This is a genomic window from Sphingomonas arenae (assembly GCF_016924655.1).
Taxonomy (GTDB): Bacteria; Pseudomonadota; Alphaproteobacteria; order Sphingomonadales; family Sphingomonadaceae; genus Sphingomicrobium; species Sphingomicrobium arenae.
In genome coordinates, this window is the sequence record NZ_JAFFJU010000001.1 from 1,065,831 (window position 1) to 1,080,690 (window position 14,860).

Annotated in this window: 16 protein-coding genes; 11 read left to right on the forward strand and 5 right to left on the reverse strand. The window is 66.1% G+C overall.

What is annotated here, in order from left to right; genetic code table 11:
• Positions 1–25: 25 nt before the first annotated feature.
• Positions 26–1,456: a helix-turn-helix domain-containing protein gene (locus JT720_RS05400; protein ID WP_205479880.1), complete on the reverse strand. Its 1,431-nt coding sequence runs from the start codon at positions 1,454–1,456 to the stop codon at positions 26–28.
• Between the two features lie 131 nt (positions 1,457–1,587).
• Between JT720_RS05400 and aceA the strand changes: the two genes are divergently transcribed.
• Genes aceA through aceB form a run of 3 tightly spaced genes read left to right on the forward strand, consistent with a single transcriptional unit; the run spans position 1,588 to position 4,667 of the window.
• Complete coding sequence (gene aceA, locus JT720_RS05405) at positions 1,588–2,868, forward strand: isocitrate lyase (RefSeq protein ID WP_205479882.1); 1,281 nt, start codon at positions 1,588–1,590, stop codon at positions 2,866–2,868.
• A gap of 12 nt (positions 2,869–2,880) precedes the next feature.
• Positions 2,881–3,078: a DUF4170 domain-containing protein gene (locus JT720_RS05410; protein ID WP_205479885.1), complete on the forward strand. Its 198-nt coding sequence runs from the start codon at positions 2,881–2,883 to the stop codon at positions 3,076–3,078.
• Positions 3,075–4,667, forward strand: a complete 1,593-nt coding sequence (gene aceB, locus JT720_RS05415) for a malate synthase A (protein ID WP_336511941.1) — start codon at positions 3,075–3,077, stop codon at positions 4,665–4,667. The genes JT720_RS05410 and aceB overlap by 4 nt, the downstream gene beginning before the upstream one ends.
• 65 nt (positions 4,668–4,732) lie before the next feature.
• Here aceB and rplT read toward each other — a convergent pair whose 3' ends face one another.
• Together rplT and rpmI are read right to left on the reverse strand one after the other, a co-directional pair.
• Positions 4,733–5,122: a 50S ribosomal protein L20 gene (rplT, locus tag JT720_RS05420; RefSeq protein ID WP_205479889.1), complete on the reverse strand. Its 390-nt coding sequence runs from the start codon at positions 5,120–5,122 to the stop codon at positions 4,733–4,735.
• Between the two features lie 13 nt (positions 5,123–5,135).
• On the reverse strand, positions 5,136–5,339 hold the full coding sequence (gene rpmI / locus JT720_RS05425; protein WP_029941637.1) for a 50S ribosomal protein L35: 204 nt from the start codon (positions 5,337–5,339) through the stop codon (positions 5,136–5,138).
• Between the two features lie 142 nt (positions 5,340–5,481).
• On the opposite strand from rpmI, the gene JT720_RS05430 reads away from it, so the two are divergent.
• Entirely contained in the window at positions 5,482–5,907 is a 426-nt protein-coding gene (locus JT720_RS05430) for a VOC family protein (protein ID WP_205479891.1), read from the forward strand.
• A 101-nt stretch (positions 5,908–6,008) separates the two neighbouring features.
• On the opposite strand, the gene JT720_RS05435 is transcribed toward JT720_RS05430, so the two are convergent.
• Positions 6,009–6,662, reverse strand: coding sequence for an SDR family oxidoreductase (locus tag JT720_RS05435; RefSeq protein ID WP_205479893.1), 654 nt, complete (start codon positions 6,660–6,662; stop codon positions 6,009–6,011).
• A gap of 55 nt (positions 6,663–6,717) precedes the next feature.
• Entirely contained in the window at positions 6,718–7,653 is a 936-nt protein-coding gene (locus JT720_RS05440) for a ribose-phosphate pyrophosphokinase (RefSeq protein ID WP_205479895.1), read from the reverse strand.
• Between the two features lie 80 nt (positions 7,654–7,733).
• On the opposite strand from JT720_RS05440, the gene JT720_RS05445 reads away from it, so the two are divergent.
• From JT720_RS05445 to ribB, 7 genes are all read left to right on the forward strand, one after another.
• Positions 7,734–9,392: an NAD+ synthase gene (locus tag JT720_RS05445; RefSeq protein ID WP_205479897.1), complete on the forward strand. Its 1,659-nt coding sequence runs from the start codon at positions 7,734–7,736 to the stop codon at positions 9,390–9,392.
• On the forward strand, positions 9,389–10,708 hold the full coding sequence (locus tag JT720_RS05450) for a glutamate--tRNA ligase (RefSeq protein WP_205479899.1): 1,320 nt from the start codon (positions 9,389–9,391) through the stop codon (positions 10,706–10,708). Before JT720_RS05445 ends, JT720_RS05450 begins: the two co-directional genes overlap by 4 nt.
• A gap of 84 nt (positions 10,709–10,792) precedes the next feature.
• Positions 10,793–11,473 carry an energy transducer TonB gene (locus JT720_RS05455; protein ID WP_205479901.1) on the forward strand — a complete coding sequence of 227 codons (681 nt, stop codon included), beginning with the start codon at positions 10,793–10,795 and terminating at the stop codon, positions 11,471–11,473.
• A gap of 56 nt (positions 11,474–11,529) precedes the next feature.
• A complete protein-coding gene (locus JT720_RS05460) occupies positions 11,530–11,853 on the forward strand; it encodes a hypothetical protein (RefSeq protein ID WP_205479902.1) in 324 nt (107 codons plus the stop codon).
• Positions 11,854–11,863: 10 nt separating this feature from the next.
• Positions 11,864–12,898: a bifunctional diaminohydroxyphosphoribosylaminopyrimidine deaminase/5-amino-6-(5-phosphoribosylamino)uracil reductase RibD gene (ribD, locus tag JT720_RS05465; protein ID WP_205479903.1), complete on the forward strand. Its 1,035-nt coding sequence runs from the start codon at positions 11,864–11,866 to the stop codon at positions 12,896–12,898.
• A 9-nt stretch (positions 12,899–12,907) separates the two neighbouring features.
• Complete coding sequence (locus JT720_RS05470) at positions 12,908–13,513, forward strand: riboflavin synthase (protein WP_205479904.1); 606 nt, start codon at positions 12,908–12,910, stop codon at positions 13,511–13,513.
• 62 nt (positions 13,514–13,575) lie between these two features.
• Positions 13,576–14,856, forward strand: a complete 1,281-nt coding sequence (ribB, locus tag JT720_RS05475) for a 3,4-dihydroxy-2-butanone-4-phosphate synthase (protein ID WP_205479905.1) — start codon at positions 13,576–13,578, stop codon at positions 14,854–14,856.
• The last annotated feature ends 4 nt before the right edge of the window (positions 14,857–14,860 follow it).

Consider the following 14,860-nt stretch of genomic DNA (forward strand, 5'->3'; position numbering starts at 1 on the left):
GCTGTAGCGAGGCCTGCCGCGCCCGTCATCCCTGCGCGGTGGAACTGCTTTCGGCCACGAACGGATACGGTGAAACCGTCTTGCGGTTCTCGTGCACGGCGAGCTTGCGACCGGCCGGCGGGGTGGCGCGGTAGGCGCAGTCCATTCGCGGACAGATGGTGCAGGCCGGCCCGACGGGAGTCACGGGCGCATGGTCGAGGTCGATCCCCTCTGCGCAGTGCAGCTTGTGCGCGTAGGAAATATCGCAGCCCAGACCAATGGCCAGCAACCCGCCGGCAAGCTCCGCCTTGATCGGCCGCTCGATGGTTCGCGCAACCGTGAAGTAGCGGTGACCGTCGGGAGTTTCGATCAACTGGGTCACGACCTGACCTGCCGCCTGGAAGGCGGCGTGCAGGTTCCAGCGCGGACAGGTTCCGCCAAATCGCGAAAAGGGGAATTTCTCCCCCGCGTACCGCTTTGAGATGTTGCCGGCCGGGTCCACCCGCAGCATGAAGAACGGCACCCCGCGGGCGTTGGGCCGGTTGAGCGTGGTCAGGCGGTGGCACACCTGCTCCACATTCGCGCCATACTCGCCGCAAAGCCGATCGATTGAATAGTGCATCTCCTCTGCGGACCGGAGAAACTTGCCGTAGGGCATCATGATCGCCCCGGCGGCGTAGTTGGCGAGGCTCATCCGCAGCAGCTGGGCGATCCCTTCGTCCGGCGGTGCGGCCTCGTTGACCATCCGGTCCAGCAACCCCGCGAACTCGGCCGACGCCAATTGATAGGCGAGGGCAAACGTCCGGTTCTCGGCCCGCAGCTGGGATGATATGAGGAACACACGGCGCTCGGCATCATAAGTTTGGCTCAGATTGCCCATTGCCGACTGCGGCATGACCTGAGCCGTAATGCCCCACGCTTCCTTCAGCCGGCGTCGCAGCGGTTCCGCGACCGAAAGAGGGTCACTGAGCGCCCCACCCAGTGTCTCGGCCGCCTCTTCGAGTTCCGGATAGTAATTGCGATGCTGGTGGATGTAGTCGCGCACCCAGTTTTCCGGAGTCACCAGCGATCGCGGGTCGTCGGACTCGGGCATGACCTGAAGCCGCTCGCTGTCCCGGAGCGCGCGGTAGAGCCGAGCCACCGCGTCCGCGATCGAGGGCGCGTTGTTCGCCAGTTCCGCCAGCTCGTAGCGAGGAACGCCCAAATCGTTGAGCAGAGGATCGCTGAAAATCTCGACTAGCGCTTCCGGCGACGTCTTGTGTCCGCCCGGTGATGCGAAGCTGACGATGTCGACCTGATATTTCTCAGCAAGCTTCAGCAGCAGCGCGGCCGTGACCGGACGCTGGTTGCGTTCCAAGTGATTGAGGTAGCTGGGACTGATCCCGAGGCTCTCCGCCATGGCTGTCTGCGACAGCTCGCGCTCACGCCGCAGACGGCGAAGTCGATGCCCAAGGAACAGCTTCTGGTCAGTCAACATCCATCAAAGCTGTCAAAAAACGAGCAATTGCTCAAGTCATATCATGACAAGCACGCCTTTTTTGCCGCGACCATCCGCGCAGGAGGTGAGTTGATGCGGATATTCCTTCAGATCTTCGGGTGAGTCGCTCCATGGCAAGTTTTGACGAAGTCGTTTCCGCTCCGCCTGGCCGTTTCGACGGCATCGAACGTCCGTACAGCGTCGAGGACGTCAAGCGCCTGCGCGGTTCCGTGCCGATCGACTACACCCTCGCTCGCCGCGGGGCGCTCAAGCTGTGGGAGCTGCTCAAGGGGCAGGACGAGCCGGTCCGCGCTTTGGGCGCAGTCACCGGTAACCAGGCCATGCAGCAGGTTCGTGCGGGGCTGCAGGCCATCTACCTTTCCGGCTGGCAGGTCGCGGCCGACGCGAACACGGCCGGCGCCATGTATCCTGACCAGTCGCTCTATCCCGCCAACGCGGGGCCCGAACTGGCCCGGCGGATCAACCGCACGCTGCAGCGCGCCGACCAGATCGAGCATCTGGAGGGCGGCGCCAAGCGGGACTGGTTCGTGCCGATCGTCGCGGATGCGGAAGCCGGGTTCGGCGGGCCGCTGAACTGCTTCGAGATCATGAAGGCCTATATCGAGGCCGGCGCCGCGGGCGTGCACTTCGAGGACCAGCTCGCGTCCGAGAAGAAGTGCGGCCATCTCGGCGGCAAGGTGCTGATCCCGACTCAGGCGGCGATCCGCAACCTCGACTCGGCGCGGCTCGCGGCAGACATCTGCGGCGTGCCGACCGTGCTGGTCGCCCGCACCGATGCCGAAAGCGCCAAGCTCATCACCTCCGACGTGGACGAGCGCGACCGCCAGTTCATCACCGGCGAGCGCACGTCCGAGGGCTTCTTCCGGCTGCGCGAGGGCAGCGGCCTCGACCATTGTATCGCCCGCGGTTTGGCGTTCGCTGAGCACGCCGACCTGCTGTGGTGGGAGACCAGCCACCCGGACTTGGAGGACGCCCGCAAGTTCGCGGAGGCGGTGCACAAGGTCCATCCGGGCAAGCTGCTCGCCTATAATTGCTCGCCCTCGTTCAACTGGGCGGCGAAGCTCGACGCTGACACGATCGCGAAGTTCCAGCGCGAGCTGGGAGCGATGGGCTACAAGTTCCAGTTCGTCACCCTCGCGGGCTTTCACGCGCTCAACCATGGCATGTTCGAATTGGCGAGCGGGTACCGCGATCGCCACATGGCGGCCTACTCCGAACTGCAGCAGGCGGAGTTCGCGTCCGAAAAGGACGGCTACACCGCGACCCGCCACCAGCGCGAGGTCGGCACCGGCTATTTCGACGCGATCGCCACTGCAGTCAGCGCCGGCCAGGCCTCGACCACTGCACTCAGCGAATCCACCGAAGCCGCCCAGTTCGTCGCGGCCGAGTAAGGGAGAACACCGATGGGACAGCGTTACTGGATCGTCGGCGGCGAATATGCCGACTGCGCGTTCAAGCAACTCCAGCCCGGGACCGAGCGGGTCAGCGGCCCGTTCCATGACGAGCTGAAGGCCCGCATGGAATGGCAGCGGCTGACCTTCCGCGACCATTGCGCGGCGACCGAGCGCTATTCCATCTGCGTCGAGCCGGAGGTTCGGTGAGCACGGTGCTCGACCGGCCCCGTCTCATTGCCGCGCCAACCGACGTCCAGGGGGCTGAGGAGATCCTCACCCCGGATGCGCTGGAGTTCCTGACCGAGCTTCACGAGCGCTTCGAGGCGCGGCGGCAGTCGCTGCTGGGCGCACGTCTCGAGCGGCAGAAGCGCTATGATGCCGGTGAGCTTCCCGACTTCCCCGAAGCTACCCGCGAAATCCGCGAGAGTGAGTGGCGGGTCGGTGACATTCCGGCGGACCTCCAGGACCGTCGAGTGGAGATCACCGGGCCGACCAACGCCAAGATGGTCATCAACGCGCTGAACAGCGGCGCCAAGGTGTTCATGGCGGACTTCGAGGACGCCACCGCGCCGGCTTGGAATGAGCTACTGCAGGGCCAGGTGAACCTTCGCGCCCGCTGGCAGGGGAACCTCGGCTTCGCCGATCCGGCGAGCGGAAAGCAGTATGTGCTCGGCGAGCAGCCGGCCGTGTTGATCGTCCGCCCGCGCGGCTGGCACCTCGACGAGCGCCACCTCACCATCGATGGCGAGCCGATCAGCGGCAGCCTGTTCGATTTCGGCCTCTACTTCTGGCACAACGCGCGGGCCGCTCTGGCCGCGGGGTCCGGGCCCTACTTTTACCTGCCGAAGCTGGAGAGTCGGTTCGAGGCCGAGCTATGGAGCGAAGTGTTCGGCATCGCCGAGGCCAAGCTCCACCTGCCGCGCGGCACCATCAAGGCGACGGTGCTGATCGAGACGCTGCCCGCCGCCTTCGAGATGGACGAGATCCTGTTCGCGCTTAAGGAGAATATCGTCGGCCTGAATTGTGGACGCTGGGACTATATCTTCAGCTACATCAAGCGGTTCGGCCGCGATCCCTCCCGCCTGACGCCCGACCGCTCGGCCATGACAATGGATAAGGCGTTCCTCGCCGCTTACTCGCTGCGCCTGATCGCCACTTGTCACCGCCGCGGCGCGTTCGCCATGGGCGGCATGTCGGCCTTCATCCCGGTCAAAGGCGACGAGACGGCGAACCAGACGGCCATGGACAAGGTGCGAGCGGACAAGCTGCGCGAGGTCGGCAACGGCCACGATGGCACTTGGGTCGCGCACCCGGCGCTGGTGCCGGTCGCACTGGAAGCCTTCGCCAAGATGACCGGACCCAACCAGCTCGACCGCATGCCGGAGCGCGTGCCCGGCCGGGAGGAGATGCTGGAACTGCACACCGGGCCGCGCACCGAGGACGGTGCACGGGAGAACATCCGCGTCGGCGTCCAGTACCTCGCCGCGTGGCTGGACGGGCGCGGAGCCGTACCGCTCTACAATCTCATGGAAGATGCCGCCACCGCCGAGATCTGCCGCACGCAGCTGTGGCAGTGGCTTCGATTCGAAGCGCCCCTGGACAATGCCTGTCCCGAGCAGGGTCGAGGGGGTCAGCGCTTCACTCGCGAACTGTTCGAGCGGCTGTTCGAGGCCGAGATGACAGCGCTGCCCGACGTACCGAACATCCAGGAAGCCGCAGCGCTGTTCCGCCGAATGATCCTGGATGAGGATTGCGAGGAGTTCCTGACGCTGCCGGCGTACCCGCTACTGGACTGACCTAAGAAAAAGGCGCCCCGGTTTCCCGAGGCGCCTGCTTCTTTTCACGTGAAACGTGAGCGGCTTTACGCGGTGGCTTGAATCGACCGGTCGCCGTCGTTCGGAAGGGCGGTCCTAGCCTGCGCGACCAGCGCCGCGAAAGCCGCGCCTTCGTGCATCGCCATGTCGGCCAAGACCTTCCGGTCGAGATCGACACCAGTCAGCTTCAGCGCGTGCATGAACTGACCGTAGGTCAGCCCTTCAACGCGGACGGCGGCATTGATGCGCTGGATCCAGAGAGCCCGGAAGCTCCGCTTCTTCACCTTGCGGTCGCGGTAGGCGTACTGCCCGGCCTTCTCGACCGCCTGGCGGGCGATGCGGATCGTGTTCTTGCGGCGGCCGTAATAGCCCTTGGCCTGTTCCAGGAGCCGCTTGTGCTTGGCGCGGGTGGTTACACCCCGCTTGACGCGTGCCATGGTCTAGCGCTCCTTACTTGAGGCCGTACGGGGCCCAGAGCTTCACGCGCGCCGTATCGGCGTCGGCGAGAACCTCGGTTCCACGATTCTGGCGGATATACTTGGCGTTGTGGCTGATCAGCCGGTGACGCTTGCCGGCGACGCCGTGCTTCACCTTCCCGGTCGCCGTGAGCTTGAAGCGCTTCTTCACGCCGCTCTTGGTCTTGAGCTTGGGCATTTTCGTCTCCTGTGAAGTCCTTGCGGACGACGTTTCGCGAACTGCCACGGCAGCCCTCACTGGCCGGGCCGTTCGTTTTTCCATGAAGCTGGAAAGCGGGCGCCAATAGCGGCACTCTCCCCTTCTGACAAGGAGAGACGCGATGAACCAGGACGACATGGGTCCGACCGGCGGCATTACCGCTCACCTGACCATCCCGGACGGCCGAGCGGCGGAAGCGATCGACTTCTACCGCCGCGCGTTCGGCGCCGAGCCGGCGATGGAGCCAATGATGGGTGACGATGGCAAGCGGATCATGCACGCTCACCTGCGGCTGAATGGCGGCTCGCTGATGCTCAACGACGACTTTCCCGAATATAGTGGCGGAAAGCCCGCTCCGAACGATGCCGTCACCCTGCACCTGCAGGTGACGGACGCGGATGCCGTCTTCAATCAGGCGCTCGAGGCTGGCGCGACCGAGACGATGAAGCTCGAAGATCAGTTTTGGGGCGACCGCTACGGTCAGCTGCGCGACCCGTTCGGCTACACCTGGTCGATCGGCGCGCCGGCGGTGGACAAGCAGGATTAGCCGCACTCGTCATTCCCGCGGAGGCGGGAATCCATCGCCAACCCTTCAAAGGTGCGCGAACGGCACGAGATGGACTCCCGCCTTCGCGGGAGTGACGGTTCTCACCACGGCACCCGCTGCCCCTGGTAGTCGAAGAACTCGCCCGAATCCTTCGGCATGAGTCCGTCGATCACCCGGCGCATGCCCCGGATGCTCTCTCCGGGCGTCACGGGCGCATTCGCCCCACCCATGCGGGTCTGCACCCAGCCGGGGTGCAGCACGACGCAGGTGAGGTCGCGTTCGGCCAGCGCCAGCGTTCGCCAAGCCATGTTGAGCGCCGTCTTGCTCGAGCGATAGGCGAGAAAGCCGCCGCTCGTATTGTCGGCAATCGAGCCCATGCGCGTGCTGATCGCGATCAGCTTCCCTCCCGCCGCGCGGACTGGCGGGAGAACCGCCTTCGCCAGCAGGTACGGGGCAATGGTGTTCACCGCGAACGTGCCTAGCCATTCACGCGCTTCGTCCGCATCGGCCGCTTCGCGCGGACCATAGGTTCCTGCATTCGCGATCAGGAGATCCAGGCGGTTCACGCCTGCGGAAAAGCTGGCGACCGCGTCGAGGTCGCTCATGTCCAGCTGCTCCACTCGCACGCCAACAGCCATCAGCTCGGGAGATCTTTGCCGCGCAGTGGCGATGACCTCCCACCCTTCGGCCTGGTACTGGCGCACGAACTCCAGCCCGAGCCCGCGGTTCGCGCCGGTGATGAGAACGGTCGGCATGACAAGCTCCTTCGCGGATCAACCGCGCTCCAACGCGGGCGCTCGCGGGAGGCTCCTAGTCGAACAGGCTGGAGACGCTGCTTTCGTCCGCGATTCGGCGGATCGCCTCGGCGAGCAGCGGGGCGATGGTCAGGCGCCGGATCTTGCCGCCCTTCACATCCGCCTCGCCCGAGAAGATCGAGTCGGTCACGACCAACTCGGTCAGCTCGCTCGCAGCCACGCGCGCCGCGGCGCCGCCGGAGAGCACGCCGTGGGTGACGTAGGCGACCACGTCCGTAGCGCCCTGCTGGCGAAGCGCGGCAGCGGCGTTGCACAGCGTTCCGGCCGAATCGACGATATCGTCGATCAGCACGCAGAAGCGTCCGTCCACGTCGCCGATGATGTTCATCACCTCCGACTCGCCGGCGCGCTCGCGGCGCTTGTCGACGATCGCCAGCGGGGCGTTATTCAAGCGCTTGGCGAGGCTTCGGGCTCGCACCACTCCGCCGACGTCCGGCGACACGACCGTGATCTCCTTTGAGCCAAAGCGGGCCTGGATATCCGCGCTCATGACCGGCGCGCCGAACAGATTGTCCGTAGGGATGTCGAAGAAGCCCTGGATCTGCCCGGCGTGGAGGTCGACGGAGAGCACCCGGTTGGCGCCAGCGACCGTGATCAGGTTGGCGACCAGCTTGGCGCTGATCGGGGTGCGGGGCCCCGGCTTCCGGTCCTGACGGGCATAGCCGAAATAAGGCAGTACCGCCGTGATTCGCTTGGCCGATGCGCGGCGCAGCGCATCGATGCAGATCAGCAGTTCCATCAGATTGTCGTTGGCCGGATAGCTGGTCGACTGGATGAGGAAGACGTCCTCGCCCCGGACGTTCTCGTGGATCTCGACGAATACTTCCTCGTCGGCGAACCGCCGAACGCTCGCCTGCGTCAATGGCAGTTCGAGATAATCGGAGATGGCCTTGGCGAGCGGCAGATTGGAGTTGCCGGCCAGCAGTTTCATGAGGTGCCCCTTCCCGAGATGGCTCCCTCTAGCGAGCCGCGACGTTGGACGAAAGACTTCCCGCCGCTAGAGAGCCTCGCATGACCGAACGCCTGATCATTGCGCTTGCCCAGATGAACCAGCGCGTGGGGGACCTCGCCGGTAATGCCGCGGCGATCCTCCAGATGCGGGAGCGGGCCGGCGGCGCGGACCTGCTGCTGGTGCCGGAGCTCCAGCTGACCGGCTACCCGCCCGAGGACCTGGTGCTGAAGCCGGAGTTCCTGCGGCGGACCGAGGAGGAAGCGGCGAAACTCGTCGCAGCGACGCAGGCGCCGGGCCCGGCCGTAGCGTTCGGCTCGATCGTGCTGCGCGACGGCAAGCCCTACAATGCGATGATCGTCGCCGACGGCGGGCGCGGGTTGTTCGTGACCTCGAAGCGGGAGCTGCCGAACTATGGCACCTTCGACGAGAAGCGCGTCTTTGCATCCGGACCTCTCCCCAAGGTGTTCGAGTTCCGCGGCGTCCGCATCGGCCTGCCGATCTGCGAAGACATATGGCTGGAAGACGTGTGCGAGCATCTGGCGGCCGAAGGCGCAGAGCTGCTGCTGGTGGCGAACGGCAGTCCGTACGAGCTCGACAAGGACGACCTCCGCCAGAGCCTGGTGCAAAGCCGCGTCGCGACAAGCGGCCTTGCGATGGCCTATCTCAATCGGGTCGGTGGACAAGACGAGCTGGCGTTCGACGGTTCGTCCTTCGTCGTGAACCCGGACGGGGAACTGGTGGTCCAGTTGCCCGACTGGGAAGAAGCGCTGCTGCTGACACAGTGGAAGCGCTCGTCAGGCAAGTGGACCTGCACCACGCGCGAGCAGCACGAACTCGATCAGTTCCCCGCCGACATCTACCACGCCATGATGGTTGGCCTGCGCGACTATGTGCAGCGCAACGGCTTCCCCGGCGTGATCCTTGGCCTGTCTGGCGGGATCGACAGTGCCTTGTCGGCGGCGGTCGCGGTGGATGCGCTCGGGCCAGACAAGGTGTGGGGCGTGATGATGCCGTCCGTGTACACCGGCAGCACCTCGGTGGAGGACGCGCAGGAGTGTGCTGAGTTGCTCGGCTGCCGCCATGACGTCATCCCGATCGTGCCCGGGGTGGATGCGTTGAGTGTGATGCTGAAGGACGCGTTCGCGGGGCGCAAGCCGGACCTTGCCGAGGAGAACATCCAGGCCAGGCTGCGAATGGTCACCCTGATGGCGCTGTCCAACAAGTTCGGCCACATGCTGCTGACCACCGGCAACAAGTCGGAGATGAGCGTGGGTTACGCCACCCTCTACGGCGACATGGCTGGCGGCTATTCCGTGCTCAAGGACGCCTACAAGACGACCGTGTTCAAGCTGTCGCGCTGGCGCAATGCGCACAAGCCAGACGACTCGCTCGGCCCTGACGGCCCCGTCATGCCGCAGCGCGTGATCAACAAGCCGCCAACGGCCGAGCTCCGCCCCGACCAGAAGGACGAGGACAGCTTGCCCCCCTATGAGCTGCTCGATCCGATTCTCGTCGGGCTCGTCGATGCCGAGAAGTCCGTCGCCGAGGTGGCGGCGGAAACGGGCGCCGACGTCAAGGTGGTGGCGGAAATGGAGAAGCTGGTCCTCCGCGCCGAGTACAAGCGGCGCCAGGCTCCGCCCGGGGTGAAGATCGGCGGCCGCAACTTCGGCCGCGACCGCCGCTATCCGATCACCAACGCGTTCCGGACTGCGCGATGAGCGTCGTCACCCGCTTCGCTCCGTCGCCCACCGGGCGCCTCCACGTCGGCAATATCCGAACGGCGCTGCACAACTTCCTGTTCGCCCGAAAGCATGGGGGTCGCTTCCTGCTGCGGATCGACGACACCGACCGCGAGCGCTCCACGCCCGAGAACGAGCAGCAGATCCGCGACGACCTTGCCTGGCTCGGCCTCCACCCGGACGATAGCGTCCGCCAGTCGGACCGCTTCGCCCTGTACGAGCGCGAGTTCGAGCGGCTGCGCGCGGCCGGCCGGGTCTATGCCTGCTACGAGACCCCGCAGGAACTCGATCTCCGTCGGAAGATCCTGCTCGGGCGCGGGCTCCCCCCAGTTTACGAGCGGCCCGAGGGCGATAACGAAGCCGTTCCCGGCCGCGAGCCGCACTGGCGCTTCCGGCTCGACCACGACCAGCCGATCGCATGGGAAGACCTCATCCGCGGCGAGCAGCGCTTCGATCCCCACCTGCTCAGCGACCCCGTTATCCGCCGGGCCGACGGGTCGTGGCTCTACCTCCTGCCGAGCGTCATCGACGACGTGGATCTCGGCATCACGCACATCGTGCGGGGCGAGGACCATGTGTCCAACAGCGCGGTCCAGCTACAGATGTTCGCCGCACTGGGGGCCGAACCGCCTCACCTCGCCCACGAAGCGCTGCTGGTCGCGGCCGAGGGCAAGCTGTCCAAGCGCCTTGGCGCGGTCGGCGTCGGAGCCATGCAGGACGCCGGCCTCGAGCCCATGGCATTGCTCTCGCAGCTGGCGCATCTCGGCACCTCCCATCCGGTCGAGGCGACACCTGGTCTGGATACCCTCGCCGATAGCTTCGACTTCGCACATTTCGGCCGGGCACCGGCGCATTTCGACTTCCACGATGTCGAGCTGCTGAATGCCAAGCTGCTCCACCAGCTGCCGTACGAGGCTGTCTGCGACCGTTTGCCTGCCGACCTCGCGCCAGAGGACTGGCACCTGCTCCGCGGCAACCTCGCGCATCTCTCCGAGGCAAGCGCCTGGGTGCCCGTGCTTCACGGCGCGATTGCCTGTCCTGAGCTGCCCGCGGACGACCGTGCCTTTCTCGCCGAGGCAGCACGGAACGTCCCGGGAATCGACTGGTGCGCCGACCCCTGGCACTCGCTCACCGGTGCGCTCAAGGAGCGCACGGGCCGCAAGGGCAAGCCGTTGTTCCTGCCGTTGCGCCTGGCCCTTACGGGGCGCGACTCGGGTCCTGAGATGGGTCCGCTGGTCAAGCGCCTGGGTCGAGAGCGCACGCTGGAACGACTTCGAGCCGCAGCAAGCGCCTGAAAACCGAAACTTTGCCAGATCAAAAGGAGCTTGCCTCCAATCTGTGATGTTGTAACATCAACTCACCTGCAAGAGGAGGCCGTCATGCTTGCTTATGCCGCCCACCGCCGCCCCCGGCGCCACCTGTCCCCCACCATGCTGAGCTTGATCATCGGAGGCCACGCGGTTGCCATCGCCTTCCTGGTCACGGCCAAGATGGAGGTGAACCCGTTTGTCCCGAAAACACCGATCACCATCGAGCCCATTCCCCTGCCCAAGGACCCTCCGCCTCCGGAGCCCAGGCCCAAGACCGATCCGCGGACGCCCGCTCAGCAGCAGCCGAGTGTCATCACGCCCACGCCGCCGCTCTACCCGCCGCTGCCGGACAATCCAGTGGTCGATAGTGGTCCGGCCACTACGGACATCATCCCCGACATCCGGCCGATCATCGACGCGCCGCTCGGGCCGAAAGTGGAGCCGCTCCCTATCAAGGAGCCGGTGAAGGTCGCCGCCCGGCTGGCGACGCCGGCCGACCTGCTTCGGCCGCCTTACCCCGACTCCAAGCTGCGTACGGAGGAAGAGGCCGTGCTGAAGCTTCGCCTCGGCATCGACGAGCGCGGGCGGGTGGTGAGTGTCGAGCCGGTCGGCGCGGCCGATCCCGAGTTCCTCCAGGCTGCCCGCAAGCACCTGATCCGCACCTGGCGGTACAAGCCGGCGACGGAGGATGGGCGCCCGGTTGCGACCAGCATCACCATCACGCTCCGGTTCGAGATGCGCGACGTCTGAGCCTCTGGTCCGGGCGGGGGTAGTGCTCCGCCCGGCTCCGTCCTATCTACGGCTCCATGCCGGTTCTTCCGCCTTTCTCCAGGCCGAGTGTCGCTCTGGCCGACCTCAAGGCCTTCCTGCGGAACCGTGATCGGGATCGCCTGCTCGGTGGTGCGCTGGCGCTGCTGATCACCGCGATCATCGTGATCGTGTTCTTCCTGGACGCGAAGGTGAACACAGCGCCGCCGCCGCAGATCATCTACACGGAAAGCTGGACGGCCAACCGCACGGATGCTGAGATCGTGGCTGAGCAGAAGAAGGACCAGGCGGCGCGAGAAGCGGCGCAGAAGGAGCGTCAACGCCAGTTCAAGGAGCTGCAGGATAAGCTCGGCATCGAGTGACGCCCGCTGGATGGCCGAAGCGATCGCGCTCGGCGCCGGCGCTCGGGGGCGGACTGCGCCCAATCCGAACGTTGGCTGCGTCATCGTCTCAAATGAGGAGGTCGTCGGTCGCGGCGCTACCGAGCGTGGGGGTCGCCCACATGCCGAAGCAGTTGCGTTGGCAGAGGCGGGGGAAAGGGCACGTGGAGCGACCCTCTACACCAGCCTGGAGCCTTGCGCTCACCGCAGCCAGCGTGGACCGACCTGTGCGCACCTGATCATCGACGCGGGCGTGAGCCGGGTCGTCGCCGCCCTGCAGGACCCGGACGAACGAACGGCGGGCGATGGCGTCCGCCAGCTGCGGGACGCCGGCATTCAGGTCGATGTGGGCGAGGGCGCGAACCCAGCGGCGGAGTCGATGCCTGGCTGGCTCACCCGCCTCAGGCTCCGCCGGCCCCGCGTCACCCTGAAGCTGGCCTTGTCGATCGACGGGAAGGTCGCGCTGCCGTCGGGCGAATCGAAGTGGATCACCGGCGAGGACGCCCGCGCCCACGTCCATCTGGAACGGGCGCATAGCGACATGATCTTGGTCGGACGCGGCACGCTGCTGGCGGACCGGCCGCGGCTGGATGTACGTCTTCCAGGTCTCGAGGAATGGTCGCCAAGGCGCGCCTTGCTCACTCGCGGGGAGCCCGTGGAGGGCTGGGAAATCCTGCGTTCCCCGGAGGATGTCTATCGGCTTCATGACGTCAACGACCTGCTGGTCGAGGGCGGGTCGGCGACGGCCACGGCTTTCCTTGCGGCCGACCTGGTCGACCGTATCCTCCTCTACCGGGCACCGATCATCATCGGCGAGGGGAAGCAGAGCGTCGGCTACATCGGACTGGATGCGATCGGCGATGCGCACGGTCGGTGGATAGCGCGCGACGGCCGTCCGCTTGGCATCGACCGGCTCGAAGTCTACGAGCGGGTGAGGGGCGTCACTCCCGCGCAGGCGGGGGTCCACCTCCTGAACAAGCCACAAGAACAACAGGCGGGAAATGCACTCCCGTCTTCGCGGGAATGACGAACTAGCATGTTCACCGGCATCATCACCGACATCGGCACCGTCCGCTCCGCCGAGCAGCGGGGCGACCTGCGCCTCACCATTGCCTGCGGATACGACCTGGCTACGGTTGATCTCGGCGCGTCCATTGCTTGTTCGGGCGTGTGTCTCACGGTCGTCGACAAGGGCGAGGACTGGTTTGCCGTGGATGTGTCGGGCGAGACGCTAAGCCGCACGGCGGCCGGTCAGTGGCAGGAGGGCGCACGCCTGAACCTGGAGCGCGCGCTGCGGGTTGGGGACGAACTCGGTGGACATATCGTCACCGGTCACGTCGACGGTATCGGCGAGGTCGTCGGCACCTGTGAAGATGGCGCCTCGACCCGCATCGGCATCCGCGTGGCGCGCGAGCTCGGTCCGGCACTCGCGCCGAAGGGCTCCGTGACGCTCGATGGCGTGTCCCTGACCGTCAACGATGTGCGCGACCATGAGGGCGAGACGCACTTCTCCGTGAATATCATCCCGCATACCGCGCAACACACCACACTCGGAGACCTCGTTGGCGGGCGACAGCTTAATGTGGAGATCGACGTTCTGGCGCGCTATCTGGAACGGATGCTGGCTGCTCGCGACTCATAGGCATGTTTCTGATGTGACTGCGTAGGGTTACATCTCACACCGTGGTGTGATAGTACTTGGCGATGTCCAGCACCCTCATCGACCGACTTACTGCTATCGTCGACACTGGCGAGATTAGTCGCTCCGGCCTTGCCCGGGCGGCAGGGCTCCACCCCAATTCGCTCCGCAAGCTGGGTGCGCCCGACTGGAACCCGACCGCCGAGACGCTCGGCCGCCTCGAGAAACTGCTCCAGCGCGGCACGGCCGAGGTGATGGTCGGCCCCGAAGCCATCATCAACGAGGCGCGCAATGGCCGCATGTACATCCTGGTTGACGACGACGATCGGGAAAATGAGGGCGACCTGATTATTCCGGCCCAGATGGCGACGCCGGATGCGATCAACTTCATGGCCCGCCACGGCCGCGGGCTGATCTGCCTCGCCCTCACTCACGAACGCGTGCAGCAGCTTCAGCTGCCCTTGATGGCGCGCACCAACGGCACCCGGCACGAAACCGCGTTCACCGTGTCGATTGAGGCCCGCGAAGGCGTCTCGACGGGCATCAGCGCAGCGGACCGGGCTCGCACGGTCGCGGTCGCAATCGACGCGGCCAACGGACCGCATGCGCTCGTTTCCCCTGGCCACGTCTTCCCACTCGTGGCGCGTCCAGGCGGTGTGCTGGTCCGCGCCGGCCATACGGAGGCAGCCGTTGACGTTTCGCGGCTGGCGGGCCTCAACCCTTCCGGCGTGATCTGCGAGATCATGCGCGAAGACGGGACCATGGCCCGGCTGGACGACCTGATCGACTTTGCGCGCCAGCACGGCCTCAAGATCGGGACGATCCGCGACCTCATCGCCTACCGCCTCAAGAAGGACCATATGGTCGAGCGGGTGGCCGACACCGCGTTCACCAGCGCGTCGGGAGTGCAGTGGCAGGCGCAGGTGTTCCGGGACAAGGCGACGGGCGCAGAACAACTCGCGCTGGTGCTCGGGCCGCTCGATCCCAGCCGGCCGACGCTGGTGCGCATGCACAGCCTCGATCTTTTCGCCGACGTCCTGGGCGAGCAGAGCTGCCGTACCGGACTGTTGCAGGGCGCGATGCGGATGATCGAGGTGGAAGGCTCCGGCGTCATCGTCGCGCTTCATGCGGCGGACCCGGGATCGCTGTCCCGCTCGGCCGACCGGCGCTCCGGCAAGGACGTGGAGCCGGGCGAGATGCTGCGCAGCTACGGCATCGGCGCGCAGATCCTGGCCGCGCTCAACATCCACGACATGATCCTGCTCACCAACACGCGGCATTCGCCCGTCGGCCTTGGCGGCTATGGCCTGGCCATCGTCGAAGAGCGCCCCATCCCCACGGAGTGATCGA

What these genes read in the sequence shown, in the direction of transcription:
- JT720_RS05400 (WP_205479880.1), bottom strand. Translation starts at nt 1,456, where the DNA reads ATGTTGACTGACCAGAAGCTGTTCCTTGGGCATCGACTTCGCCGTCTG.
- JT720_RS05455 (WP_205479901.1), top strand. Translation starts at nt 10,793, where the DNA reads ATGCTTGCTTATGCCGCCCACCGCCGCCCCCGGCGCCACCTGTCCCCC.
- JT720_RS05435 (WP_205479893.1), bottom strand. Translation starts at nt 6,662, where the DNA reads ATGCCGACCGTTCTCATCACCGGCGCGAACCGCGGGCTCGGGCTGGAG.
- JT720_RS05440 (WP_205479895.1), bottom strand. Translation starts at nt 7,653, where the DNA reads ATGAAACTGCTGGCCGGCAACTCCAATCTGCCGCTCGCCAAGGCCATC.
- ribB (WP_205479905.1), top strand. Translation starts at nt 13,576, where the DNA reads ATGTCCAGCACCCTCATCGACCGACTTACTGCTATCGTCGACACTGGC.
- JT720_RS05460 (WP_205479902.1), top strand. Translation starts at nt 11,530, where the DNA reads ATGCCGGTTCTTCCGCCTTTCTCCAGGCCGAGTGTCGCTCTGGCCGAC.
- JT720_RS05445 (WP_205479897.1), top strand. Translation starts at nt 7,734, where the DNA reads ATGACCGAACGCCTGATCATTGCGCTTGCCCAGATGAACCAGCGCGTG.
- JT720_RS05450 (WP_205479899.1), top strand. Translation starts at nt 9,389, where the DNA reads ATGAGCGTCGTCACCCGCTTCGCTCCGTCGCCCACCGGGCGCCTCCAC.
- ribD (WP_205479903.1), top strand. Translation starts at nt 11,864, where the DNA reads ATGGCCGAAGCGATCGCGCTCGGCGCCGGCGCTCGGGGGCGGACTGCG.
- JT720_RS05470 (WP_205479904.1), top strand. Translation starts at nt 12,908, where the DNA reads ATGTTCACCGGCATCATCACCGACATCGGCACCGTCCGCTCCGCCGAG.
- rplT (WP_205479889.1), bottom strand. Translation starts at nt 5,122, where the DNA reads ATGGCACGCGTCAAGCGGGGTGTAACCACCCGCGCCAAGCACAAGCGG.
- JT720_RS05430 (WP_205479891.1), top strand. Translation starts at nt 5,482, where the DNA reads ATGAACCAGGACGACATGGGTCCGACCGGCGGCATTACCGCTCACCTG.
- rpmI (WP_029941637.1), bottom strand. Translation starts at nt 5,339, where the DNA reads ATGCCCAAGCTCAAGACCAAGAGCGGCGTGAAGAAGCGCTTCAAGCTC.
- JT720_RS05410 (WP_205479885.1), top strand. Translation starts at nt 2,881, where the DNA reads ATGGGACAGCGTTACTGGATCGTCGGCGGCGAATATGCCGACTGCGCG.
- aceA (WP_205479882.1), top strand. Translation starts at nt 1,588, where the DNA reads ATGGCAAGTTTTGACGAAGTCGTTTCCGCTCCGCCTGGCCGTTTCGAC.